25 protein-coding genes and 1 pseudogene are annotated in these 22,602 nt (G+C 41.4%); 17 read left to right on the top strand and 9 right to left on the bottom strand.

Annotated elements, in window-relative coordinates; genetic code table 11:
* Positions 1-142: 142 nt before the first annotated feature.
* Together RRV45_RS21115 and pdxK are read right to left on the bottom strand one after the other, a co-directional pair.
* Positions 143-487: a YojF family protein gene (locus RRV45_RS21115; RefSeq protein WP_315666610.1), complete on the bottom strand. Its 345-nt coding sequence runs from the start codon at positions 485-487 to the stop codon at positions 143-145.
* A 428-nt stretch (positions 488-915) separates the two neighbouring features.
* A complete protein-coding gene (gene pdxK / locus RRV45_RS21110; protein WP_315666609.1) occupies positions 916-1,746 on the bottom strand; it encodes a pyridoxine/pyridoxal/pyridoxamine kinase in 831 nt (276 codons plus the stop codon).
* 150 nt (positions 1,747-1,896) lie between these two features.
* Between pdxK and RRV45_RS21105 the strand changes: the two are divergent.
* Positions 1,897-2,094: pseudogene (locus RRV45_RS21105) on the top strand (response regulator transcription factor); the annotation flags it as partial.
* Positions 2,095-2,173: 79 nt separating this feature from the next.
* Positions 2,174-2,596 carry an ABC transporter permease gene (locus RRV45_RS21100; RefSeq protein WP_410489315.1) on the top strand — a complete coding sequence of 141 codons (423 nt, stop codon included), beginning with the start codon at positions 2,174-2,176 and terminating at the stop codon, positions 2,594-2,596.
* Here the strand turns inward: RRV45_RS21100 and RRV45_RS21095 are convergent.
* Together RRV45_RS21095 and RRV45_RS21090 are read right to left on the bottom strand one after the other, a co-directional pair.
* Positions 2,578-3,267: a response regulator transcription factor gene (locus tag RRV45_RS21095; RefSeq protein ID WP_315666607.1), complete on the bottom strand. Its 690-nt coding sequence runs from the start codon at positions 3,265-3,267 to the stop codon at positions 2,578-2,580. The genes RRV45_RS21100 and RRV45_RS21095 overlap by 19 nt on opposite strands.
* Positions 3,268-3,414: 147 nt before the next feature.
* Complete coding sequence (locus RRV45_RS21090) at positions 3,415-4,353, bottom strand: c-type cytochrome (protein ID WP_315666606.1); 939 nt, start codon at positions 4,351-4,353, stop codon at positions 3,415-3,417.
* Positions 4,354-4,608: 255 nt separating this feature from the next.
* Here RRV45_RS21090 and RRV45_RS21085 point away from each other — a divergent pair, with 255 nt between their 5' ends.
* From RRV45_RS21085 to RRV45_RS21060, 6 genes are all read left to right on the top strand, one after another.
* The gene (locus RRV45_RS21085) at positions 4,609-5,214 is read left to right on the top strand and encodes a molybdenum cofactor guanylyltransferase (protein WP_315666605.1); all 606 of its coding nucleotides are present in this window, start codon (positions 4,609-4,611) and stop codon (positions 5,212-5,214) included.
* 102 nt (positions 5,215-5,316) lie between these two features.
* Positions 5,317-5,784: a molybdenum cofactor biosynthesis protein MoaE gene (locus tag RRV45_RS21080; RefSeq protein WP_315666604.1), complete on the top strand. Its 468-nt coding sequence runs from the start codon at positions 5,317-5,319 to the stop codon at positions 5,782-5,784.
* Positions 5,777-6,010, top strand: a complete 234-nt coding sequence (moaD, locus tag RRV45_RS21075) for a molybdopterin converting factor subunit 1 (RefSeq protein WP_315666603.1) — start codon at positions 5,777-5,779, stop codon at positions 6,008-6,010. Before RRV45_RS21080 ends, moaD begins: the two co-directional genes overlap by 8 nt.
* Positions 6,011-6,016: 6 nt before the next feature.
* Positions 6,017-7,036, top strand: a complete 1,020-nt coding sequence (locus RRV45_RS21070; RefSeq protein WP_315666602.1) for a MoeB/ThiF family adenylyltransferase — start codon at positions 6,017-6,019, stop codon at positions 7,034-7,036.
* 476 nt (positions 7,037-7,512) lie between these two features.
* Complete coding sequence (locus tag RRV45_RS21065; protein ID WP_315666601.1) at positions 7,513-7,794, top strand: YwdI family protein; 282 nt, start codon at positions 7,513-7,515, stop codon at positions 7,792-7,794.
* 41 nt (positions 7,795-7,835) lie between these two features.
* Positions 7,836-8,207, top strand: coding sequence for a DUF423 domain-containing protein (locus tag RRV45_RS21060; RefSeq protein ID WP_315669117.1), 372 nt, complete (start codon positions 7,836-7,838; stop codon positions 8,205-8,207).
* Positions 8,208-8,385: 178 nt separating this feature from the next.
* Here RRV45_RS21060 and gerQ read toward each other — a convergent pair whose 3' ends face one another.
* Together gerQ and hemQ are read right to left on the bottom strand one after the other, a co-directional pair.
* Positions 8,386-8,895 (bottom strand): spore coat protein GerQ, encoded by a 510-nt coding sequence (gene gerQ / locus RRV45_RS21055; RefSeq protein WP_315666600.1) that lies wholly within the window; start codon positions 8,893-8,895, stop codon positions 8,386-8,388.
* Positions 8,896-9,295: 400 nt separating this feature from the next.
* Positions 9,296-10,042 carry a hydrogen peroxide-dependent heme synthase gene (gene hemQ, locus RRV45_RS21050; RefSeq protein ID WP_315666599.1) on the bottom strand — a complete coding sequence of 249 codons (747 nt, stop codon included), beginning with the start codon at positions 10,040-10,042 and terminating at the stop codon, positions 9,296-9,298.
* A gap of 245 nt (positions 10,043-10,287) precedes the next feature.
* On the opposite strand from hemQ, the gene pta reads away from it, so the two are divergent.
* Together pta and RRV45_RS21040 are read left to right on the top strand one after the other, a co-directional pair.
* A complete protein-coding gene (gene pta, locus RRV45_RS21045) occupies positions 10,288-11,265 on the top strand; it encodes a phosphate acetyltransferase (protein ID WP_315666598.1) in 978 nt (325 codons plus the stop codon).
* Positions 11,266-11,443: 178 nt separating this feature from the next.
* On the top strand, positions 11,444-12,271 hold the full coding sequence (locus RRV45_RS21040; protein ID WP_315666597.1) for a lipoate--protein ligase family protein: 828 nt from the start codon (positions 11,444-11,446) through the stop codon (positions 12,269-12,271).
* Positions 12,272-12,586: 315 nt separating this feature from the next.
* Here RRV45_RS21040 and RRV45_RS21035 read toward each other — a convergent pair whose 3' ends face one another.
* The gene (locus RRV45_RS21035; RefSeq protein ID WP_315666596.1) at positions 12,587-13,333 is read right to left on the bottom strand and encodes an RsfA family transcriptional regulator; all 747 of its coding nucleotides are present in this window, start codon (positions 13,331-13,333) and stop codon (positions 12,587-12,589) included.
* A gap of 400 nt (positions 13,334-13,733) precedes the next feature.
* Between RRV45_RS21035 and RRV45_RS21030 the strand changes: the two genes are divergently transcribed.
* The 3 genes from RRV45_RS21030 to RRV45_RS21020 all read left to right on the top strand — a co-directional run bounded on the left by RRV45_RS21030 (position 13,734) and on the right by RRV45_RS21020 (position 16,034).
* Positions 13,734-13,958 (top strand): YuzB family protein, encoded by a 225-nt coding sequence (locus RRV45_RS21030; RefSeq protein ID WP_066296587.1) that lies wholly within the window; start codon positions 13,734-13,736, stop codon positions 13,956-13,958.
* A gap of 230 nt (positions 13,959-14,188) precedes the next feature.
* Positions 14,189-15,502, top strand: a complete 1,314-nt coding sequence (locus RRV45_RS21025) for an HD domain-containing protein (RefSeq protein ID WP_315669116.1) — start codon at positions 14,189-14,191, stop codon at positions 15,500-15,502.
* A 22-nt stretch (positions 15,503-15,524) separates the two neighbouring features.
* Positions 15,525-16,034 carry a YwgA family protein gene (locus RRV45_RS21020; protein ID WP_315666595.1) on the top strand — a complete coding sequence of 170 codons (510 nt, stop codon included), beginning with the start codon at positions 15,525-15,527 and terminating at the stop codon, positions 16,032-16,034.
* Between the two features lie 43 nt (positions 16,035-16,077).
* Here the strand turns inward: RRV45_RS21020 and RRV45_RS21015 are convergent, their stop codons facing one another.
* The gene (locus tag RRV45_RS21015) at positions 16,078-16,263 is read right to left on the bottom strand and encodes a 2-hydroxymuconate tautomerase (protein ID WP_315666594.1); all 186 of its coding nucleotides are present in this window, start codon (positions 16,261-16,263) and stop codon (positions 16,078-16,080) included.
* 174 nt (positions 16,264-16,437) lie between these two features.
* Between RRV45_RS21015 and RRV45_RS21010 the strand changes: the two genes are divergently transcribed.
* Both RRV45_RS21010 and RRV45_RS21005 read left to right on the top strand, forming a co-directional pair.
* Positions 16,438-17,094 carry a site-2 protease family protein gene (locus RRV45_RS21010; RefSeq protein WP_315666593.1) on the top strand — a complete coding sequence of 219 codons (657 nt, stop codon included), beginning with the start codon at positions 16,438-16,440 and terminating at the stop codon, positions 17,092-17,094.
* A gap of 32 nt (positions 17,095-17,126) precedes the next feature.
* On the top strand, positions 17,127-17,639 hold the full coding sequence (locus tag RRV45_RS21005) for a YwhD family protein (RefSeq protein ID WP_315666592.1): 513 nt from the start codon (positions 17,127-17,129) through the stop codon (positions 17,637-17,639).
* Positions 17,640-17,942: 303 nt separating this feature from the next.
* Here the strand turns inward: RRV45_RS21005 and RRV45_RS21000 are convergent, their stop codons facing one another.
* Complete coding sequence (locus RRV45_RS21000; protein ID WP_315666591.1) at positions 17,943-20,003, bottom strand: transglycosylase domain-containing protein; 2,061 nt, start codon at positions 20,001-20,003, stop codon at positions 17,943-17,945.
* A 421-nt stretch (positions 20,004-20,424) separates the two neighbouring features.
* On the opposite strand from RRV45_RS21000, the gene speE reads away from it, so the two are divergent.
* Both speE and speB read left to right on the top strand, forming a co-directional pair.
* Positions 20,425-21,252, top strand: coding sequence for a spermidine synthase (gene speE / locus RRV45_RS20995; RefSeq protein ID WP_315666590.1), 828 nt, complete (start codon positions 20,425-20,427; stop codon positions 21,250-21,252).
* A gap of 412 nt (positions 21,253-21,664) precedes the next feature.
* Entirely contained in the window at positions 21,665-22,537 is an 873-nt protein-coding gene (gene speB, locus RRV45_RS20990) for an agmatinase (protein WP_315669115.1), read from the top strand.
* Positions 22,538-22,602: the final 65 nt, after the last annotated feature.

Raw genomic sequence — 22,602 nt, 5'->3', positions numbered from 1 at the left:
AATAATATTGTAGATGTAGAACCGCCATATGTGCGCATGTTCTCTAAGTTATTCGTCCCTAAAAGAACCCGTTCACATGCACACATATAGCTAAATCAATACAATCACTAATTTAGTCTTAGTAAAAGTCAATATTCTCACTTTAAAAAGGTGTCTCGCTAATTTGCAGCGCGACAGCGAGCCTGCCTTCGTTATCATGTCCGGCTAAAAGGAGACGCCCCTTTTCATCGATTTCAAAATGGGTGATTCCTTCAGCATATACCCAGCCAAAGCTCATTTTGAGCCCAACCCGATAAGGTCCATTTCCTACTATTTTTCCGTGCTCATATTGCAGAAGAGCATTTCGAATATAGGCCCCCGAAGAGAAAAAAGACTTATCAAAATGGGAAGCATAGGCCCCGTTAGTCGTTTCCAAATGAATATATACATCTTTCTTAGCAAAGCGGTCTATTTCCTTTTGCACCTTCTCGATTATTACTGATTCCATAATGGGCCTCCTTTCCAATTTATATTATGGTTATTTGACAACATCGGTTTTAGTGTTAATAGGGAGTGTTTTGTTACTGAGTTTTGAAAACCACTCACCATGAAGTTCATGGAACGCGTTATAGTGAGTTCCCAATCAAAACGCTAACTATGAAGGGTTCATGGAATGCGTTTTAGTGTATCCCCAATCAAAACGCTAACTATGAAAGGTTCATGGGCTGCGATTTTGTGTGTCTTCAATAAAAACGCTCACTATGAAAGACTCATGAACCACGTAATTTAATTTTCCCCATTTATATTACTAAAAATAGACAATAAATGCGAAAATAACGCTTATATGATGAGATATAGCGTGAACGTACCAATGAATGGAGCATTTTTGCAAAAAAACAGAGCCAAAAAGGCCCTGTAAAATTACAGTAAAAAAACTTATTCAGTTGCTCCTGATCGCCCAGCGCCAAACAGACGGTATGCACCGTGCATCGTTGGCCCCACGTATTGATTTAATTTAAAGCCATGATTAATAGCAGCAGTAATGAAATCTTTTGCTGTTTCAACGGCTTCAACAACCGTTTTGCCTTTCGCAAGCTCAGCTGCAATGGCTGATGCGAATGTGCAGCCTGCCCCATGTGTATAGGTTGTGTTGACCAACTCAGATTCCAAAAGCTTGAATTCCTTTCCATCGTAGAAAAGATCAACGGCTGTAGGATGGTTTAGCTTGCTGCCGCCTTTGATTACAACATATTTTGCTCCAAGTTCATGGATTTTCACAGCGGCTTCCTTCATATCGTCCACTGTTTTGATTGGTCCTGTTTGTGCCAGCTGCCACGCTTCAAAAAGGTTAGGTGTCACAACTGTTGCACGAGGGACAAGAATGTTTCTTAACGCATCTGCTGTTTCAGGGTGAAGAACTTCATCTTCTCCTTTACAAACTAAAACCGGATCAATGACTACTTTATCTAATTGATTCTCATCAATTGTTTTGGCTGCAAGCTCAACGATCTCGACTGAACCAAGCATACCTGTTTTCATTGCATCAATGCCTGTTGAAAGAATCGTTTCCAGCTGAGTCTCAAGAGTGTCGAGCGCAATTGGAAACACGTTATGGTTCCAATTATTTTTCGGATCCATCGTTACGATAGTAGTCAGAGCCGTCATTCCATATACGCCAAGCTCCTGGAATGTTTTAAGGTCAGCTTGAATTCCGGCACCCCCGCTTGTGTCTGAGCCAGCAATTGTTAGAACTTTTTTCATTGTCATGTGATACCTTCCTCCCAAAATTCAGGTTTCGATTTGATTAATTTTTTATCCATTTTTAATTATAGCAATAATTATTATTAGCTGAAACTTTATTATTATAGGCTTTTATTTCCAGTTCGTTTTCTCTATTATAAGCTTAGGTGATGAATAATGAGGAGAATTTTATATATAGAAGATGATTTGGAGATTGGCAGCTGGGTAAAAGAAGATTTAGAGCAAAGGGGATATAAGGTTGAATGGTTAAAATCGGGTGATGGAGCTGAAAAAATGGTCTCAGATCATGACCTCGTCATATTAGATGTTTTGCTGCCGGGTCTTGATGGCTTTACGATTGGCCAGCGGTTTAAGGGGCAATGTCTATATAGCGAAATTCATCATCGTGATGGGGTTACTTGCACTGACTCAAAATCTTTTTACGGGAGGGCTTTTGCTTATCGGGCAGCTTAAAGGCTATGAAGCAGCCATTCCATGGAAAATCATTGCGATTAGTGTAATCGGAGGCTGGGTTGCCTGTATGCCACTTGCTGCTTTACAGCTTTTTGTGTCAACTGCCTGGTCAAGCTTTGCAGCACCACTAGCGATTAATGTGATTTTTACATTGCCCAATATTCTAATCGTGAATTCAGAGAAATTCGGTCTTTATTATCCGTGGGCACAGCCATTTCTGCTTATGATGCCTGGACAAGGAGAAAGCTTTGGCGCGTTGAATGTATCGTTCGAAACATTGTTTATCGTTGTCATCGGCAGCTTGTTTTATTTTTTCTATCAAGATTTACCTATTTTCAAAGAAAAGAAATCTAGCATCCTTCTGATTGGGGGATGTTTTTCCTTCTATGTTGTGAATTTATAGCCAATTCCCCGAACCGTTTGGATAAAAGGGTAGTCTGAGTAATGGGCAATTTTCTCACGAAGGTTTTTAATGTGCACATCAACCGTGCGTTCGTTAATTAATTTTTCTTCATGATTGTAGATTAATGAAATAATTTGTTCTCTCGAAAATACTTGATCAGGATGAGTCATAAAAAGGTAAAGCAATTTATATTCAAAGAGGGTTAGGTCTAGGGGTGTATCTACAAATTTGGCCATGCCAACGATCGGTTTAAGTGTGAGCCCGCGATAGCTGATTTTGCTGCACCGGTTCGCTGTTCTTCTTAAAACCGTTTCAATTCGGGTCGTTAATTCCTCTAAACTAAAGGGTTTAGCCATATAGTCGTCTGCACCCAATTTCAAACCTTCAATCCGGTCTCTTTCACTGTGATTGGCTGAAAGAATAATAATAGGCACATTGCTGTTCAAGTCTTCACGCAGCCAGGTGCAAATCTCGTTTCCGGTTAAGCCGGGAAGCATCATATCTAGAATAATAAAGCACGGGTCATATTTTAAATATTGTTCCTTTGCTTCATAGCCATTAGCTGCTTCTAATATTTCATAGCCTTCTCTTTGTAAAGATAGTTTTATTAACCTTCTAATTCTTTCCTCGTCTTCAACAATCAGTATCGTTTTTCCCCTAAGCTTCTCCATCAAAAAGTCACACCCCTTTGCGAATGATTCAATCTGGTCTCTCGTTTTATTATATAGAAATCCATTCTCCATTTGAAAGAGTCCGAGAATTGTTCATAAAAATATCAAAAACCCGGATAAAACCGGGTTCTGTAAAAGTTTTTAGGCCTACTTTTTCGCGGTGTTATCCTTCTTTTTCCCGGCAATGGTTTCGTATGCAGCATCGTCAGGGGCATCTCCGTTTGGCCAATCATAAATTTTGTCAGGGAAGTCAGGACGCATTTGGGCATTAATATAGGCTGCTATATTCATAGCTTCCTCATCGGTAAGAGAACCTTGTGAGTAACCCCCAACTTCCGCCTTGGGCATATATTCTTTAATAAAGCCTGCGGCTGTTCTTAGTCTAGCCATCCCAGCTCCGATATTATATGAATCGTCACCCCAAAGAGCTAGAGGTGTACCTTGACCGCCATTTTCACCATGGCAGGTTATGCAGGCTTTATTGTAAAGCTCTCGGCCTTCTTCAATATCGACATTTTCAATATCCGCTTCCGACCTTTTTAACTTAGCCCACGGTCTTTCTGTTGTGCCATCAGGAACATTTTGCGAAATATAATCGTAGAATGCAACCATCGCTTTCATTTCTTGTGAATCCTTTGGCAGTGGTTTTCCATTCATGCTTCTTTTGAAACAGCCGTTGATTCGATCCTCAATTGTGACCTCTTTCCCAGCTCTGGGATTATACTGCGGGTAAGTTTTTGAAATTCCTACTAGATCAAGGGATCCTTCATATCCTCCGTTGGCATGGCAGCTTGCACAGCTTAAGGTGTTTCCAACATATCCGTCCAATGCGGTGCTTGTTTCAGTTGCATATTTGTGGCCGAGCTTAATTAATTCTCCCTCTTCTCCCACGGGTACATCGTCAAGGCTTGGCGGGGCATACGGATGTTTAACAGTTTCCCCTGTTTGCTCTTGATTTGCATTTGTTGGCTGTGAATCTGCTGCCATATGTTTATCTGGATCTTTTACAATGAAATAAGTCAATGTAAAGCCCAGCACTAATAATGAAATGATTCCAAGAACAGAGGATAGAAAAAGTTTTTTCATTTATATCTTCCTTCCTTTCTTATGATTTCGCCCTCAGTATAAATTTGGATTGTTAAGATTCGGTTAATAAACACGAGACTTTAATTTGAACGTTTTGTGAAGACACAAATCCTTCAAATTGTTTGCCTATATGAGTGATTAAGAAATACATGCTTGATGGCAAAGCAAAGGGTATACTTAAGGGAAGATGTTGAGAAAATGGAATGATAGGAAGCTAGGGACTATTGGTTCCTTCAAAGATAGGCAGGTGAGGAAATGCAATCAACAGGGATTATCATGGCTGGCGGCAAGTCGAGCAGAATGGGGACGAATAAGGCGCTGTTGCCCATCGGTGGAAAAACAGTGATAGAACGAATTGTGATGGAGCTAAATAAGATAGTCTCAAACATTGTCATTGTCACTAATACTTTTGAGGACTATCAATTTTTAAGGCTCCCAATGGTTAAGGACATATGGAAGGACATGGGGCCGCTGGCTGGAATCCATGCTGGCTTGAGTGCCTCCAGCACAGAAAAAAATCTTATCGTGGCGTGTGACATGCCGTTTATTTCATCTCAATTAGGTGGGATTTTGCTGACCCTTTTAGATGATTATCAAGTCGCTGTCCCTCATATTTCAGGCCAGCTTCATCCATTGTTTGCTGCCTACCGGAAGGATACTATTGGAGAAGTACATCAATCCTTGCAAAATCAGGAACTGCGAATCAGGCAGTTTTTTAAACATACTAAGACGAAATTCGTTACAGAAGCTTGTCTTCAGAAGCTTCAATACCATTATCAGGAACAGCACTTTTTCAACATGAATCATCAAGAAGATTTTGAAAGGGCAGTAAAAATGGAGTCTGATTTTAAGCTTAAATAAAGGCATCCCCTTTGGAATCTGTCCAGAAATTTGATATGTTGATAGTAATAAACTTTTACTGAAAACAAATAAACTACCTACATTAAATCGGGAGGGGATTACTTGAATTTTTACGAGATTTCTAAGGAGCCGATTGTCATTCAAGAAGTGATCGATAAAGTGGTCCAGCGTGAGGCGGGGGCCATTACAACCTTTATCGGTACAGTGCGCGAATTAACTCATGGAAAAAAGACATTGTACTTAATTTATGAGGCCTATGAAGCAATGGCAGTAAAGAAGCTTGAACAGATTGGGCATGAAATAAAGGAGCGCTGGAGCGGGGCAGAAGTCGCGATTACTCACCGTGTCGGGAAGCTTGATATTACTGATATTGCCGTTGTTATTGCGGTTTCAACCCCTCATCGAGCTGATGCTTATGAAGCAAATCGATATGCAATTGAACGAATTAAGGAGATTGTTCCGATTTGGAAAAAGGAGCATTGGGAGGATGGAGAGGAATGGATTGGCAACCAGCTTGAAACGGTTGCCTATCCAAAAGGAAAACCGGAGGAGAGTGACCTAAATGATTAAAGTTTTATTTTTTGCTCATTTGCGTGACGCCGTTGGAGAGGAATCTGTCCAGCTGGATGTGAGCGGAAAAACCGTTGCCGAGCTGAAACAGCTTATTTCTGAAAAATATGAGTCCGTTAATCTGGAAAATGTCATGACGGCTATTAATGAAGAGTTTGCATCTAATGAAGAGGTTACTCAAGCTGGGGATACAGTTGCGTTTATTCCTCCGGTCAGTGGAGGCTGATGTACTATGGATGATCGATACTCCCGGCAGACCCTGTTTCCGTTCATAGGGAAAGAGGGGCAGGAGAAAATCCGTTCCAAGCATGTATTGATGATTGGAGCGGGTGCTTTAGGTTCAGGCAATGCTGAAATTTTAACCAGAGCGGGCATTGGAAAATTAACGATCATCGACCGCGATTATGTGGAGGCAAGCAATCTGCAGCGCCAGCAGCTTTATACGGAGCAGGATGTGGAAGAGAAACTTCCGAAGGCGGCAGCGGCTGCGAAGCGGCTGCAAGCCATTAATTCAGACGTTAACATCCAAGCTGTGATTGCGGATGCGAATCCAGAAATGATGGAGGACCTAATTCAAGGTGTAGATTTAATCATCGATGCAACGGATAATTTCGAAACAAGAATGATGATCAATGATATCTCACAAAAGCATCATATCCCGTGGATCTATGGGGGATGCGTTGGGAGCTTTGGCATGAGCCTGACCATTATACCTGGAAAGACTCCTTGTTTGAATTGCCTGCTTAAAACGATTCCTGTTCAAGGGATGACCTGTGATACGGGCGGAATCATTGGACCAGCTGTACAGATGGCCATTTCACACCAAGCCGCAGAAGCTTTGAAAATTCTTGTGGAAGACTGGGATGCTGTTAGAACCTCCTTTGTCAGCTTTGATTTATGGAGAAATCAATATACTAGTATGAAGGTTTCGAAGGCAAAGGATACAGGCTGTTTGTCGTGTGGAGAAATGAGAACCTATCCGTACCTTGACAGCGAAAACATGATGAAATCAACAGTTCTTTGTGGAAGGGATACCGTGCAAATTCGTCCGCCAAGACAGCAGCAAATTCAGTTAGGTGATTTATCTCGTCAGTTAAGAACGCTCGGCTACCAGGTGAAGGGAAATCCTTATTTACTTTCTGTTGAAATGGATGAGCAGCGTCTCGTTATTTTTAATGATGGCCGGGCGCTCATTCATGGCACAAATGATTTAACACAGGCTAAAGCGATTTATCAGCGTTTGCTTGGATAAGGAATTAGTGGCTAAGTAAAACGATACATTTACAAAGCCTAAAAGATAATGATAAAAGAGGGTCCTAATCTGTAATGAGTAGGACCCTTTTTAAGGTTCTATTTTGGTGATTTCTACATCATTCGCCTTGTTTCACGTGAAACAGACAGGATTTGGCAAAAGGGGCCTCTCAATAATACAGTGTGATCGAAAATTCATTTGCTATCATGTATAATGTAGAATGATTAATTGGGGAATGAATGAAAATGAAGGCAAAGAGAGTAGATTGTTTTAAGTGTAAATTTTTCTATGTAACGTGGGATCAAAGATTTCCTAAAGGCTGTAAAGCTTTTCAATTCAAAACAGCAAAGCTTCCTTCAATGGAGGTATTGCGCGCATCGGGGCAACCGTGCTTACGTTTTGAAAGAAAGGGAGATAAATAGCTGTCTAGGGATTTTCCATATTTTTAACAAATAGGCACGAAGGAGTTGATTGTGTTGAACATTTCTGTCCAGCAGCTTTTAGGGAAGATGGAAAAAGAATTGAAGGAAGCAAAAGATAGTTCAACAACGGCAAGGCTACGTGAAAGAATTCATGCGATTAAATCTTTATGTGAGTTAATTCTTGACGAGCCGGCACAGGAAAAGGGCTTAACCCCTTCAATAAATTCTTACATGGCTCCAGCTGTACAGGACGTTCAGCCAGCAGCTCCCATTCAGCAGCCGAAGCGAATGGAAATGGATGATAGTGCTAACGGGGAATCTTTATTTGATTTTTAAAATTTAATAGAAGTCTAAGTACATTTTGTGAGGGAAGTATGATGAAATTATTTATTATTCTCGGGGCGCTAAATGCCTTTTTATCTGTGGCTTTGGGTGCATTTGGTGCTCATGGGCTTGAAAAAATGGTAGAACCAAAGTATCTGGAAATTTGGAAGACAGGTGTTCAATATCAAATGTTTCATGCTACTGGCCTGTTAGTTATAGGAGTACTGCTTGGTAAAATGCCGGCAAATGCCCTATTATCGTGGTCTGGCTGGATGATGCTCATTGGGATTGTTCTTTTCTCAGGCAGCTTATACGCTTTAACCGTTACTCAAATCAGTATCCTTGGCGCAATTACACCTTTAGGCGGGGTTTCCTTTTTGGCAGCTTGGGTGCTATTGATTGTAGCTGCTGTGAAATATTTATAAGTGAAAACCAAAAGAAGCTTTGACTAGTTTGTCAAAGCTTCTTTTGGCTGTAGATAAGAAAGAATAACTTTACTCGAGTTAGAGAACTGTCTAGCTCCACAAGGAACGCTTCGGCAGCATAATCATCGCACGAACAATTGCCCTTTGATTGTTCCGAAGGCGCTTCCGCTTTTCGTAATTATCTAGGGCTAAATTGCGATAACATTCCAGGTGGTGTGAACCCTGGGTACTCGTATTCGATCTCTTCGGAGAATGTCACATAATCTACATACACCATTGGAATTAAGAATCTCATGCCTGATTGAGGATCACTTAATATCAAGTGGTCTCTTCCAGCAGCTTCAATGATTCCCTCGAATTTTTTCGTATTCCATTCTCTATTGTTCTCAAAGGTTGCATAAACGGTGACAAGCTTTCCTTTGTTTAAGCGCAGAATGTTCTCGATATAAGATTGTTCAATCGGAAGCATGCCAGGTACCTGCGGGCCAGTTGTTTGTGGGCTCATTCCAGTGGTTTGCGGAGGAAGCATCCCGCCAGTTGGCATCATCCCCATTGTTTGCTGAACTGTTGGCATTTGTGGCATGACAGGCTGGGCACTCATTGAAGGCTTTTGTCCCGGCACACCTGCCATAGGCTGCTGAAACCCATAATAAGGTGTTCCATATGGATTAAAACCTGATTGACTCATTTTTTCCCCTCCCAAGCTTAAATAGTTAAACAGTACCCCATTTTTAAGAACTATTATTCAAAATGGCGGTGTGAGCGGAGCTATGTATCCCACTTAAATATGTGAGCTCCCACTCCATTTCCTTCATAAAAAAGAACCTTGAAGCATCGCAGAATTTTTTCTCAAGGGAAGTGGATCATAATTAATAGATTATCAGAGATTTTTCCCTCATAAACGCCATGAAGGAAACTAGGAAAAACTCATAAAAAGGATTGGATAACCGCTCACTAATTCATTAGTATGTTCATGCTTGTTCCTTTATGCTTTTATGAATAAAAAAGAAGAGCCTCAATAAGGGGGAGGGGAAAAAGAAGGATTTCAATAAAAAATACTCCTAGATCAAATCTAGGAGTTAAAACAGTTAATTGACATGCAGCAGCTTGCTAATTTGATTTTCCTCAAGCAGATTTCCAACGAAGAAGGAGCCAAACTCTCCATAGCGAGCACTTACTTCGTCAAAACGCATTTCGTATACAAGCTTTTTGAATTGAAGTGCATCATCAGAGAATAGCGTAACGCCCCACTCGTAGTCATCTAAACCGACAGAACCAGTAATAATTTGTTTCACCTTGCCTGCATATTGGCGGCCTATCATCCCATGGCTGCGCATCATATTGCGGCGGTCTTCCATCGGAAGCATATACCAGTTATCATTGCCTTGACGGCGTTTGTCCATTGGATAGAAGCATACATGCTTAGCCTTAGGCAGAATTGGATATAGGCGGGCAAGTACTTCTGGGCTTTGGTAAGGGTCCTGATCGGAAGGCAAGTAATTGCTTAGTTCCACAACGGACACATAGGAATACACAGGAACCGTATATTCAGCTAGCTTAGTTTTATTAAATTCATTTTCAATTTCATTTAATTCTTCTAAAGTTGGTCGTAACACCATCATCATAAAATCGGCTTTTTGGCCAACAACTGTATACAATGCGTGGCTGCCTTTTTTCTCACTCTGAACCCCATTCCATTTGTCAACCAGGGTTACAAACTCATGGATAGCTGCTTGGCGCTCATCACTAGAAAGCATCTTCCAAGACGTCCAATCAATAGCACGGAAGTCATGTAAACTATACCAGCCCTCGAGCGTTTTTGCTGCTTCACTCATAACTATCACTCCTATTATGTACTTAGAAAGGCGGAAGCGCCTAAATTACACCATTACTATATCACAGTTTCTCCAATTAACCACTTTATAAAACTTGAAAAGGCAGAGGAAAGCCGTATAGTATGGCAGAATTGTGGATACTTTGTTACAAGAGCCAAATATTGAATGATTGAATTTGACGATAATAGTATTAAGCCGTAGATTAAAATTGTGACTAACTTTTTCCAGCTAAAGGAGAGTAAGTAATGATTGATTTATTTAGAAAGTTACAGGAAAAGGTCAAGGGGAAGAATATAAAAATTGTTTTTCCGGAAGGGACGGATAATCGAATACTAGCAGCTGCAGGAAGGCTGGCGGAAGGGAAAATACTGACGCCTATCTTAATTGGCGGGCTTACCGAAATTGAGGAAAAGGCGAAGGAGATGAACATTTCACTAGAGGGTGCGGAAGTTTATGATCCAAACAAAAATGCATTAGTTGATGAAATGGTGGCTGCCTTTGTAGAAAGAAGAAACGGAAAAGCTTCTGAAGAGGATGCAAGAAAAATTCTTCTCGATGAAAATTACTTCGGAACCATGCTCGTATATATGAATAAAGCGGATGGACTTGTAAGCGGGGCTGCTCATTCAACGGCTGATACCGTTCGTCCCGCATTGCAGATTATCAAAACAATTGATGGTGTAAGGAAAACATCGGGTGTCTTCATCATGGTTCGGGAGGATGAAGAGTATGTTTTTGCAGATTGTGCCATAAATATTGCTCCGGACAGTCAGGATTTGGCGGAGATCGCCATTGAAAGTGCCAAAACAGCGAAAATGTTTGATATCGAGCCGCGGATAGCGATGCTAAGCTTCTCAACAAAGGGATCAGCGAAGTCCCCGGAAACCGAAAAGGTCATTGCGGCCGTTGAAGAGGTAAAAAAACGGAATCCGCAATTATTAATTGATGGGGAATTTCAGTTCGATGCAGCATTTGTCCCATCTGTAGCTAAGAAGAAGGCACCGGATTCACCGATCCAAGGGGATGCGAACGTTTTTATTTTCCCAAGCTTGGAGGCAGGAAATATTGGTTATAAAATAGCTCAGCGTCTTGGGAGGTTTGAAGCAATCGGCCCTATTTTACAAGGGTTGAACCAGCCAGTTAACGACCTTTCCCGCGGATGCAATGAAGAGGATGTCTATAAACTAGCCTTAATTACCGCCGCACAGGCATTGAGAGATTAATTAGGCTAGACGTGAGGGACGGACTTAAGTCGGTCTCTTTTTTTTCGCGATTTTTGCTGATATAATGTCCTTTGGTTGAGAAATAAGTGTTATTGGAAGAGAAGGATGAAAACCATAATATAGAACTATTTCATATTAGCGTTATATTGAAAGGATTCGCTCAAAGGAGAACCACTATATGAATGATTTACTACAGCAAGATCAATGGAGAGTGATTGATCAGTCGTCAGCAGCCGTCCATTTACATGCTTTATATTCATTCGGAATGGATGATACCCTCTGTGCATCGGTTGGGAGCGGAATGGCTCCACCAACGGCAAGGGCTTGGGTTCACCGGGATACAGTTGTTTTAGGCATCCAGGATACAAAGCTTCCCTTTCTGGAAGAGGGGATAGGCTATTTGCAAAACGAGGGTTATCATGTCATTGTCAGAAATTCTGGCGGATTGGCCGTTGTTTTGGATGAAGGGGTCTTAAATTTAACTCTAGTTTTTTCCGAAAGTGATAAGGGTATTGATATTAATCGCGGCTATGATGCAATGTGGATGCTCGTTAAGGAAATGTTTTCCGATTTTAATAAGGAAATAGAGGCAAGGGAGATTGTTGGCTCCTATTGTCCGGGCAGCTATGACTTAAGTATAGGCGGAAAAAAGTTCGCTGGTATCTCCCAAAGGCGCCTGCGAAATGGGGTAGCTGTACAGATTTATCTCTGTGTACAAGGAAGCGGGAGTGCCCGTGCTGAACAAATTGAACGTTTTTATGCAACTTCCAAGAAGGATGCAGACTCTAAATTCCTTTTTCCTGAAATAAAGCCTGAGGTGATGGCCTCTTTATCTGAATTGCTGGGGCAAAAACTTTCAATACAGGATGTAATGCTTCGGTTTTTGCAAGCATTAAAGAATCGTTCCAACCACTTATTTTCAGGTGAACTGCAGGGTGAGGAGATTTCGCTGTTTGAAGGGTATTATCAGCGTATGGTCGAGCGAAATGAAAAGGTGCTCCGGTGAAATATGAAAAAGCCGTAAACGGCAGCGTTACGGCTTTTTTAAAAAATCGAGGATGTAATTCCTTCTCCTGCTCCCAAAATTGGAAGTTTTATATTTAAAGAATAAATTAAACATTTTTCGAGTTTGAGAATTGTCTAGCTCCATAAGGAACGCTTCGACAGCATAATCATCGCACGAGTAGAAGCGCTAGCTTTTAGGAGGAGCGCCTACCCCCTCGAGGTCACAAGCCAATCCTCCCAAAAAGGTAAAGAACACCTTTCCGGAAGGCTCGACTTGTGCTTGTCGGGGGTGGGCGAGGCGCTTCCGCTTTTCTTGTTATTCTGCTACCTTTTCTAGGTTTCCGTTTCGATCCATCTTGAACTTAGTCGCTGGTCTTTCTTCTTCCTCAAAGAGTACGAGTTTGCGGGCACGGTTCATGATCTTCATTAACGTCTCGTAATCTTCTTGGATCGTTTCCGTATTTTCTTCAAGCTGGTTAATCTTACCCTCCAGCTCATCGTTTCGGCTCTTAATCTGTGCATTCTCACGCTTCAATCTTTCATTCTCATTTCTCAAAATATCTAATTGAATACTCGAGTGTTTTAAAGATTGTAAGTAAGTAATGACGCGATCAAGATTTAAATCATTGGCGCCAATGTGAGTTCCGCTTGTGTAGCTCGGTTCCTCGATATAGGAAGGAACAGGCCTTGCTTCGATAATTTCCAATGAATCATCCTGTTCTGCAGGTGCTGATAACATCATTGCCGCTGCGGGTACGGATTCAACCTCTGAAATGGATGGTACTGGCGGTGCATATAGCAGCTTTTTCTTTCCGCCCTGATCTTTTCCAAGCAAGCGCTGTCTTTGCTTCCGCTGTTTCTTAGCGAGCTGCAAAGCCTTTTCATATTGATGCCTTACAACAGCATTCCAGCGAAATCCACATGCCGCAGAAGTTCGGTCGAGTCGATCGCCCACCTCTTCAAAAGCATTTAATTGTGTACTTCCCTCTCTTACATGTCTTAATACGGTTTCAGCTAGTAATAAATCATTTTCTTCGGTCCATGCATCCTGACGAACTTTCATTTCTTCAACTCCCAATTCATTTACATTTTTTATTCTTAATATAAGGATGGACATTTCAGAAGAAAAATATACAAAGTGAATTAAAAGGATAGTAGATTTTTTTATTTTTTCAATAGATAGGTATTGTAAACACTTTAGATTCATATGTTTATTTGCCTTTTTTCAGTGCTTGATATAGGCGACAGCTTGCATTAGAAGGAAAGAAGCTGTAAAATACAGCAAGAGAATCGAAAAGCGGAAGCGCCTTAATTAGACTGTTAACTTACTTATCAAATAGCGTTTAACAAACTGCAGGACCGCTGCTGTTTAATATTTCATTTTATCTTAAAGTTAAGGCGGCGTTTGCCCCATTTTGTATAAATATTTTTTAAGATAGACCATAGAAAGGGTTGTAATAGATATGGCAAACGAATTTCGTGTTTGCGACGATTGTCAGGGTGTTAATTTAAAAACCTTAATTCCCCGTTTGAAGGAAATAGATCCAGAAGCGAAGATCGAAATAGGCTGCCAATCTTATTGTGGACCAGGCCGTAAGAAAACATTTGCCTTCGTTAATAATCGTCCGCTCGCTGGATTAACAGAAGAGGAATTAATGGAAAAAGTTAATAAAAAGCTAAAGAAATAAAATCACCTTACAGATCGCCTTGAGGTGATTTTTGTTTTTTTCGGTTATTTGACAAGAAAGGTGCGAAGTGTCCGAAAGAGGAGTGGAAGCGGACATTTCAAGCGAAAACTTTTCAAACCCGTCCACATCAAGGCTTTCGTTGAATTCTGCAGAATTAGCAGATTTTCTGTAGTGAATTGCGGAAGGAAACGGGCTATAATAGAGACACATTAGAAAATCGGAGGTAAATGATGGCATATCCGGTGGAGAAATTACGTGAAGAAAAGGTATTTAAAGACCCTGTCCATCGCTATATTCACGTGAGGGATCGGGTAATCTGGGATTTAATTGGGACGAAGGAGTTTCAGCGCCTTAGACGAATTAAGCAGCTCGGGACTACTTATTTAACATTTCATGGGGCCGAGCATAGCCGTTTTAATCATTCCCTAGGGGTTTACGAAATTATTCGTCGAATTGCAGATGATCTTTTTCAGGGCAGGCCGGAATGGAATGAAGATGACCGCCTCCTCTCCCTATGCGCAGCCTTACTCCACGATTTAGGACATGGCCCATTTTCCCATTCGTTTGAAAAAGTCTTTGACCTCGACCATGAGCACTATACAAGAGCTATCATTCTCGGAAAAACGGAAGTCAACCACGTTCTATCTACCATAAGTGCTGATTTTCCTATGAAGGTAGCAGAAGTCATCGCGAAAACCTCAAAAAACAAACTAGTTGTAAGCCTGATTTCCAGCCAGATTGACGCCGACCGTATGGATTATTTGCAAAGAGATGCCTACTATACAGGGGTCAGCTATGGCCATTTTGATATGGAGCGGATTTTGCGCGTCATGCAGCCGGGGGAAGACCAGGTTGTCTTTAAACATAGCGGCATGCACGCTGTTGAGGACTATATTATGAGCCGGTACCAAATGTATTGGCAAGTATACTTCCACCCTGTGACGAGAAGTGCCGAAGTGATTTTGACGAAAATTTTGCACCGTGCCAAAGACTTACATAAGCAGGGCTATTCTTTTAAATCACATCCTTATCATTTCTTTTCGATGTTCGATGGGAAAATTACACTTGAAGATTATATTAAACTTGATGAAGCAATCATTCTTTATTATTTTCAAATGTGGCAGGAGGAAGACGATCCTATTATACGGGACCTTTGCCGCCGCTTTATGAATCGAAATCTATTTAAATATGCTGAATTTGATCCAGCAAAGGAATATAAAAAGCTTGCGGAGCTGTCCAATCTATTTCAGAAGGCAGGAATTGATCCTGAATATTATCTGGTTGTCGATTCCTCATCCGATCTCCCGTATGATTTTTACCGGCCGGGGGAAGAGGAAGAACGGCTGCCGATTTCTTTGCTAATGAAAAATGGGGAGATTCGGGAGCTTTCCCGGGAGTCTGAAATTGTCGATGCGATCTCTGGAAAAAGAAGGACCGACCATAAATTATATTATCCAGCAGATTTTCTAAAAGACTTTTCAACGGAATCAGCCTTAAAAAAGGACATTTGCAAGCTGCTTGAAATAGACGTGTCACGGTATTAAGTGGAGTAGGAGTTGACGTATCTTGTTGAAAGATCATGCTAAAATCATTCATGCCATTGCTGCCTCTGAAGAAATTATTGGACGGAAAAGGCTTCAGAAAATGGTCTATATCGCAAAAAAACTAGAATTCCCTTTCCAGGAAAGATTTCAATTTCATTTTTATGGACCTTATTCAGAGGAGCTGACTTTGAGAGTGGAGGAGCTTTGCAATATGGGCTTCCTTAATGAATTAAAGGAGAAGAAGGGCGGCTATTATCAGTACCGGTACACGTTAACGGACAATGGCAAGGAGTTCCTAAGCCTGAATGAAGGGGTTTCAATGCCTAATCTTCAAGATTGCTTGACTGATATGAATAGTCAAAATGCAAGATTCCTTGAGCTTGTTTCAACCGTACTATTTTTTGAAAACCTGCCGAAAGAAGAAGTGAAGGAGAAGGTTTTTACGTTAAAAAGCAAGCAGCGCTATACGGAGGAAGAAGTGGAGGCTGCTTATCAATATATTGAAAGCTTGAAAAAGAAAGCCGGGCATTGAGTAAGCCCGGCTTTTGGGGTACATGACCGCACCCCTGCATAAATTATTGATCGCTTAGTCGCTTGCCAGCAACAGCGTAATGATTTTTAGACATTTCCTCGATAAACACAACGACCTTATCCTTCGGTGCTCCTGTTGTCTCGCTTACTGCGTCTGTTACTTTCTCAACGAGTGATTTCTTTTGTTCCTCTGTGCGGCCTTCTAGCATTTTAACTGTTACATATGGCATGGGGATCTCTCCTTTTTGTGAGCTGGGGCATTCCGCTTTGATTTTACAGGCGGATTCCTTAATGCTTGTAGTTTTCCATATTTCAGAAAAATGTGCAAGTGGTTTGTTCTTTTTCCTTTTATCCTCGATATCGTGTATAATTTTTTTTAAGTTGTAATTAAAGGGGTTTTGGCCTTGGAACAATTTTTAGCCTTTAATTTAAAGGAAATTCCTTATGTGGCGATTACATTAATGATTGCTTTTACCGTTCATGAATTTGCTCATGCGTTTGTCGCCTATAAATTCGGCGACCCAACAGCGAAAAATCAAGGAAGGCTGACGTTAAATCCGATTCAGCATTTAGATCCAATTGGAACCATTCTGATTTTTATTGCAGGCTTTGGCTGGGCAAGACCTGTTCCGGTTAACAGATTCTTCTTTAAAAATCCGCGTTTAGCAGGAATTTCGGTATCCATTGCCGGTCCTATCAGCAATTTAATCATGGCGAGCCTAGGGTTTCTCATTTGGTATGCTATGGTCGGAATGGGTCTCGCGGCTGGATTACCATCTTTTGTCCCTGATTTTTTAAATATTTTTATCCATCTCAATTTAGTTTTGTTTATTTTTAACTTAATCCCGCTCCCGCCTTTGGACGGATATCGCATTGTGGAGGATTTAATGCCAAAATCGATTCGACCGCGTTTAACTCAGTATGAGGCATACGGGTCGGTGATTTTCTTAATACTAGTCATTACGCCGCTCGACCAATATACGATTCAGCCAATTTTTCGTTACGTTTTACCAGTCGTTGCAGATGGGTTAGCTAACTTCTTTGGCGGGATATTTTTATAAAAAGCTTTTTTGAAAAAAGGAGGAACTTCAAGTTGGAAGAAAAAAAGAAGAAAAATATTGCATTCAATATTATTAAGAGTGATCCGACTGACGGACATGGAGGCTTTGGCTCGGGGGCGTTAAGTTTGGATAATGTTTCGCCTGTCATCATTGACGTGGAGGCGGGGGAGGCATCGATTGAAGTGGGTGCGTTGCATGCCCGCAGTCCAGTAGAAAAGGGTATTAAATTCCTGCCCAATAAGAAAGATGTGCCAAATGGAAAGCCGTATTGGCTGATATGGGTAACGATTGACCGCAAAGAGGACGGTCCTTATTATGCAGGTGTGACGGCTTGTGAAATGACGGTAGATCGAGAAATTCGCAGGGGTTATAAATCTTTGCCGGAACATGTGAACCGCATGGATAAGTCGATTAAACGCCATATTATGGTTGATCATATGGATGCCAAATCGAAGAAAGTTCTAAGCGATTTTCTGAAAAATCACGATGTAGGCATGTGGGAACGCTCTCTACAACAACTGAAGGATGGTTTGCAAGAAAATTAAAATAATCTTTTTAATTTATGACGAAATTGTGACAGATTACTGACTTAAATTTCTAACTACTTGCCCAAATCCAATAAAAAATAGTACACTATTTAACAGTGTGAATGCACTGTATAGAACTAGGACACGAAAAACCTCGGGCCTTTTGGCACGAGGTTTTTCACTTTGTCAAAGCGAGTTTATTTGGACAGATTTAGTAGAAAACCCAGAAAGCTGTCAAAAACCGAGCTGATTCGGACAGGTTTTAGTAAAATCCCTGAAAACTGTCCAAAAGCTTAAGTCCCATACAATACTGGTTCTATTTTACCAATTAAACAACCGCTTATACCAAGGCTTCTTCGCTGGCTGCTCATTTCCATCTGGTTTCTCCTCTTGATATAACAAGTGAGCTGTACAATATTCGGTTGGCTCTGTGCCTTTGGCGAAATACGTTAGACGCTTAACAGGGCATTCATCGGTGGCTAATTTGCCGTTTTCTGGATTTACATAGACGCCGACTGTTCCTTTTACCGGTTTAAAGCCTTTGACCGGCAAGCCCTGATGTGCCTCCTCCATAAAGCGAATCCAGATGTTTTTTGCATATGATTTATCTGCGGTTTTATGAATCGTTTTTCCCTTGTCAAAGCCAGTCCAAACGGCGGAAACAAGCTGCGGGGAATAGCCGATCATCCAGCTGTCGGTATCCGTTGAGCCGGATTTCCCCGCGTAGGTCCGAGTCATATCATTGATAACGGATCGCCCCGTGACACTAGTGTATCCGTTCAGCTTCGGGTCAAAAATACCCGTCATCATTTGGGTCATCACATAGGCTAATTCGGGGCGCAATATTGGGAGGGCCTCTTTTTCCTGTTCGTAAATGATTTCTCCCTTATGGTTCTCAACCCTTGTAATTAAGACAGGTGCCACTTTTTTTCCGCCGTTCGCAAATATACTATAAGCATTTGCCATTTCGATCACCCGAACACCAGATGTGCCTAGCGCCAGGGAAGGGACTCTGTTCATTTTTGTAGAGAGTCCAAATTTCTGAGCTGTGTTAACGAGTGTATCAATTCCTAAAAAAAGATGGGTTTTAACAGCATAAATATTATCCGAAAGGGCTAGTGCCTGAGCCATGGTGATATCGCCATCCGCATACTGGCTGTTAAAGTTTTTCGGTGTATAGTCAGGTCTTGCGTCATCGAATCGGAAAGTGGTTGGCTCACTTCGCATTAAAGAGGAAGGAGTAAATCCATTTTCCAAGGCAGCGTAATAGAGCACAGGCTTCATCGTAGATCCGGGCTGGCGAATTGCCTGAACGGCACGGTTAAAAGGACTCTCCGCGTAATCCCTTCCTCCGATCATCGCTTTGACATGCCCGTTTTTCGGATTCATCGAAACCATTCCAACCTGGATTTCAGATTCCTTTGAGATTAATTGATCAACTGTCTGTTCCGCGACTTCCTGCTGTTTCATATCCAAAGTGGTGTAAACCTTTAGTCCCCCTAATTCAATGATCCGGTCATCCAGTTTCAGCTCTGTTTTCAATGCTTGGCGAACCGCATCCTGAAAGTAAGGGGCTGTTTTTGCTTTAGTATGGAGATGCTTCCCTACAAAGGTCAACGGTTCTTGCACTGCTGCTTCGGCCGCTTTTTTATCAATATAGTCATTTTCGACCATCGTGTTCAAAATAATCCTTTGCCGGTTTTTCGCATTTTCGAGTGATACGAGTGGGGAATAAATGCCAGCCCCCTTTGGAATTCCAGCTAAAATCGAAGCCTCTCCAATGGTTAAATCACGAGCAGGCTTCCCAAAATAAAACTGGCTTGCTGCTTCTGTTCCGTAAGCGCCATGCCCATAATAAATAGTATTTAAATAGCCTTCAAGAATCTCTTTCTTTGAATAATTCATTTCAAGCCGAATCGTATAGAAGGCTTCCTTCAATTTACGCTTCCATGTTTTTTCGTGTTCAAGAAATAGATTTCGGGCGTACTGCTGGCTAATGGTACTAGCCCCTTGCACCTTGGCCATTGCCTTAATATCGGCAAGGATGGCACCTGCAATTCTCTTATAATCAAATCCATGATGGGAGTAAAATTTCCGGTCTTCAATCGATACGGTGGCATTCACTAAGTATGGGCTAATGTCATCGAGCTCTACCCAATACCGCTTTTGGCCATTATGACTTTCCCCTATCACGGTTCCATCATCAGAATAGAATAAGGTCGACTGCGGAACGGCTAGAGGAGGCGGTCCAAGAACCTTTGCATAAATCAAAATACCAGCCATGATAATAGCAGCCAAGGCAAAACCAATTAAACTTAAAATAAAAATGGCGCGGAAATACTTACCAGCTTTTTTAAAACGTTGATTCGTCATAATCTCCATTGTGAAAACCACCACCTCTCCAAAATTTTTTACTAGGTTTTATATATTTCTAATTTGGTAAAAATTCCATCTCTCAATAGTATTGAAACAAACCTTTCGTTTTAAACATTTCTCTTAAGCAAAATTCAATTTTTTCTTGCTTTTTTGCTAGATTCATCTATACTTTTTCTCATGTTTGTAATTATTTAGATTGGGGACTATAAAAAGAAAAGCGGAAGTGCCCCGCTTAGCGCCGTATGGACTGGACTGACCGCGACTGAGATAAAGGAAACACGAAGAGCGAGAGCGATTCGATGTTGACTTATCGTAGGGAGGGGGAAGGAAGTCCAATAGGCGCTGGGCACTGGAGCTAGACAGTTCTCAAACTCGGGAAAGAGAAATGTAATAATAATCGATTTTTACGGAAGGAATGGTTAGATAAATGGGACTTTGGTTTACTGAAAAGCAAACAGAGAATTTTGGCATCACAATGAAGGTTAAGCAGACTTTACATACAGAACAGACAGATTTTCAAATGCTTGAAATGGTAGAAACAGAAGAATGGGGCAATATGCTTTTACTAGACGGCATGGTGATGACTTCTGTGAAAGACGAATTTGTCTATCATGAAATGGTTGCACATGTACCGTTGTTTACACATCCAAACCCTGAAAATGTGTTAGTTGTTGGCGGCGGGGACGGCGGGGTAATCCGCGAAGTTCTTAAGCACCCAAGCGTGAAAAAAGCAACGCTTGTTGATATTGACGGAAAGGTCATTGAGTATTCTAAAAAGTACCTTCCAGAAATCGCTGGCAAGCTAGATGATCCGCGTGTAGATGTTCAGGTTGGCGATGGTTTCATGCACATTGCTGAAAGTGAAAATGAATACGATGTGATTATGGTTGACTCCACTGAGCCTGTTGGTCCAGCCGTGAACCTTTTTACAAAAGGATTCTATGCTGGGATTTCCAAAGCTTTAAAGGAAGACGGAATTTTTGTTGCGCAATCAGACAACCCTTGGTTTAAAGCTGATTTAATTCGCAGTGTTCAAAAGGACGTTAAGGAAATTTTCCCGATTACACGTCTTTATGTGGCAAACATCCCTACGTATCCAAGCGGATTATGGGCATTTACTATCGGTTCTAAAAAGTATGATCCACTAGAGGTAAGTGAAGAGCGTTTCCATGAAATCGAAACAAAATATTATACGAAAGAACTTCATCAGGCTGCTTTTGTATTGCCGAAATTTGTGAAGGATTTAGTGGAGTAAATTCTAATTTTAGAAGTATGTTAATTGGCAGCAAAATGCCGATTGGCTGACAAATCGAAAAATTGGCTGACAAAACCGTCAAATTGGCTGATAAACTGAAAAATTGGCTGACAAAACAGGTAATCTGGCTGATAAATGAGTAAATTTAGCTGATAAACTGTTTTTCAGATAAAGTATTTTAGCGATTATTTGTTGATACCAGGCTTATGCATGCATGCGAACGGGTTTTATTCGGGACGAATAACGTAGAGAGCAGGTATGCATAAGGCGGTTTGATCGCCAACAAAATTCATTAACAAAAGTCTAGATAAAAAAGCACATGGGATTCAGCGATCATTCAAAAATATCGCTGATTTTAGCACGATCAAGGGGCTAGTGACCCCAAATTAAATACGAACGAGGGATGACAGTGGTGCGTTTTGATGAAGCATACTCTGGCAATGTTTTTATAAAAAGCCATCCGAATTACGAGGAAAGTGAAGCGGTCATTTACGGAATGCCGATGGACTGGACCGTCAGTTACCGTCCGGGTTCCCGTTTTGGCCCTGCCCGCATTCGTGAGGTGTCTATTGGGCTCGAGGAATATAGCCCTTATTTAGAGCGCGAATTAGAAGAAGTGAAATACTATGATGCCGGTGATATTCCGCTTCCATTCGGAAATCCGCAAAAAAGCTTGGATTTAATTGAGGAATTTATTGACCAGCTTTTAGCAGAGGGAAAATTCCCGATTGGCATGGGTGGAGAGCATTTAGTTTCATGGCCGGTTTTTAAAGCAATGTATAAAAAATATCCCGATTTAGCAATTATTCATATGGATGCACATACGGATCTGCGTGAGAATTACGAAGGGGAGCCATTATCCCACTCAACGCCAATCCGCAAAGCATGTGATCTAATCGGGCCTCAAAATATATTTTCCTTTGGCATCCGTTCCGGTATGAAGGAAGAATTCCAATGGGCAAAAGAAGTCGGCATGCACATTTCGAAATTTGATGTGTTAGAGCCGTTAAAAGCAATCCTGCCAAAGCTTGCGGGACGTCCGGTATATGTAACAATCGATATTGATGTGCTTGACCCTGCACATGCTCCGGGAACTGGCACTGTGGACGCAGGAGGCATTACTTCGAAGGAGCTTTTAGCTTCCATTCATGAAATTGCCCGCTCTAATGTAAAAGTGGTGGGCTGCGATCTTGTAGAGGTTGCACCTATCTACGACCCGTCCGAGCAAACAGCTAACACAGCAAGCAAGCTTATTCGGGAAATGATTTTGGGCTGGGTGAAATAAGAAAAGTGGCGGCGCTTTTTTAAAAAACGATGACGGAGACAGGGGTCTCCGTTTTTTCCATTTTT

It is taken from the genome of Bacillus sp. DTU_2020_1000418_1_SI_GHA_SEK_038 (genome assembly GCF_032341175.1).
Taxonomy (GTDB): Bacteria; Bacillota; Bacilli; order Bacillales; family Cytobacillaceae; genus Cytobacillus.
The sequence above is the reverse complement of the archived record's forward strand: the minus strand, read 5'-3'. Positions and strand labels throughout refer to the sequence as shown.

What these genes read in the sequence shown, in the direction of transcription:
- RRV45_RS21115 (WP_315666610.1), bottom strand. Translation starts at nt 487, where the DNA reads ATGGAATCAGTAATAATCGAGAAGGTGCAAAAGGAAATAGACCGCTTT.
- pdxK (WP_315666609.1), bottom strand. Translation starts at nt 1,746, where the DNA reads ATGACAATGAAAAAAGTTCTAACAATTGCTGGCTCAGACACAAGCGGG.
- RRV45_RS21095 (WP_315666607.1), bottom strand. Translation starts at nt 3,267, where the DNA reads ATGGAGAAGCTTAGGGGAAAAACGATACTGATTGTTGAAGACGAGGAA.
- RRV45_RS21090 (WP_315666606.1), bottom strand. Translation starts at nt 4,353, where the DNA reads ATGAAAAAACTTTTTCTATCCTCTGTTCTTGGAATCATTTCATTATTA.
- RRV45_RS21085 (WP_315666605.1), top strand. Translation starts at nt 4,609, where the DNA reads ATGCAATCAACAGGGATTATCATGGCTGGCGGCAAGTCGAGCAGAATG.
- moaD (WP_315666603.1), top strand. Translation starts at nt 5,777, where the DNA reads ATGATTAAAGTTTTATTTTTTGCTCATTTGCGTGACGCCGTTGGAGAG.
- RRV45_RS21070 (WP_315666602.1), top strand. Translation starts at nt 6,017, where the DNA reads ATGGATGATCGATACTCCCGGCAGACCCTGTTTCCGTTCATAGGGAAA.
- RRV45_RS21060 (WP_315669117.1), top strand. Translation starts at nt 7,836, where the DNA reads ATGAAATTATTTATTATTCTCGGGGCGCTAAATGCCTTTTTATCTGTG.
- gerQ (WP_315666600.1), bottom strand. Translation starts at nt 8,895, where the DNA reads ATGAGTCAATCAGGTTTTAATCCATATGGAACACCTTATTATGGGTTT.
- hemQ (WP_315666599.1), bottom strand. Translation starts at nt 10,042, where the DNA reads ATGAGTGAAGCAGCAAAAACGCTCGAGGGCTGGTATAGTTTACATGAC.
- pta (WP_315666598.1), top strand. Translation starts at nt 10,288, where the DNA reads ATGATTGATTTATTTAGAAAGTTACAGGAAAAGGTCAAGGGGAAGAAT.
- RRV45_RS21040 (WP_315666597.1), top strand. Translation starts at nt 11,444, where the DNA reads ATGAATGATTTACTACAGCAAGATCAATGGAGAGTGATTGATCAGTCG.
- RRV45_RS21035 (WP_315666596.1), bottom strand. Translation starts at nt 13,333, where the DNA reads ATGAAAGTTCGTCAGGATGCATGGACCGAAGAAAATGATTTATTACTA.
- RRV45_RS21030 (WP_066296587.1), top strand. Translation starts at nt 13,734, where the DNA reads ATGGCAAACGAATTTCGTGTTTGCGACGATTGTCAGGGTGTTAATTTA.
- RRV45_RS21025 (WP_315669116.1), top strand. Translation starts at nt 14,189, where the DNA reads ATGGCATATCCGGTGGAGAAATTACGTGAAGAAAAGGTATTTAAAGAC.
- RRV45_RS21015 (WP_315666594.1), bottom strand. Translation starts at nt 16,263, where the DNA reads ATGCCATATGTAACAGTTAAAATGCTAGAAGGCCGCACAGAGGAACAA.
- RRV45_RS21000 (WP_315666591.1), bottom strand. Translation starts at nt 20,003, where the DNA reads ATGGAGATTATGACGAATCAACGTTTTAAAAAAGCTGGTAAGTATTTC.
- speE (WP_315666590.1), top strand. Translation starts at nt 20,425, where the DNA reads ATGGGACTTTGGTTTACTGAAAAGCAAACAGAGAATTTTGGCATCACA.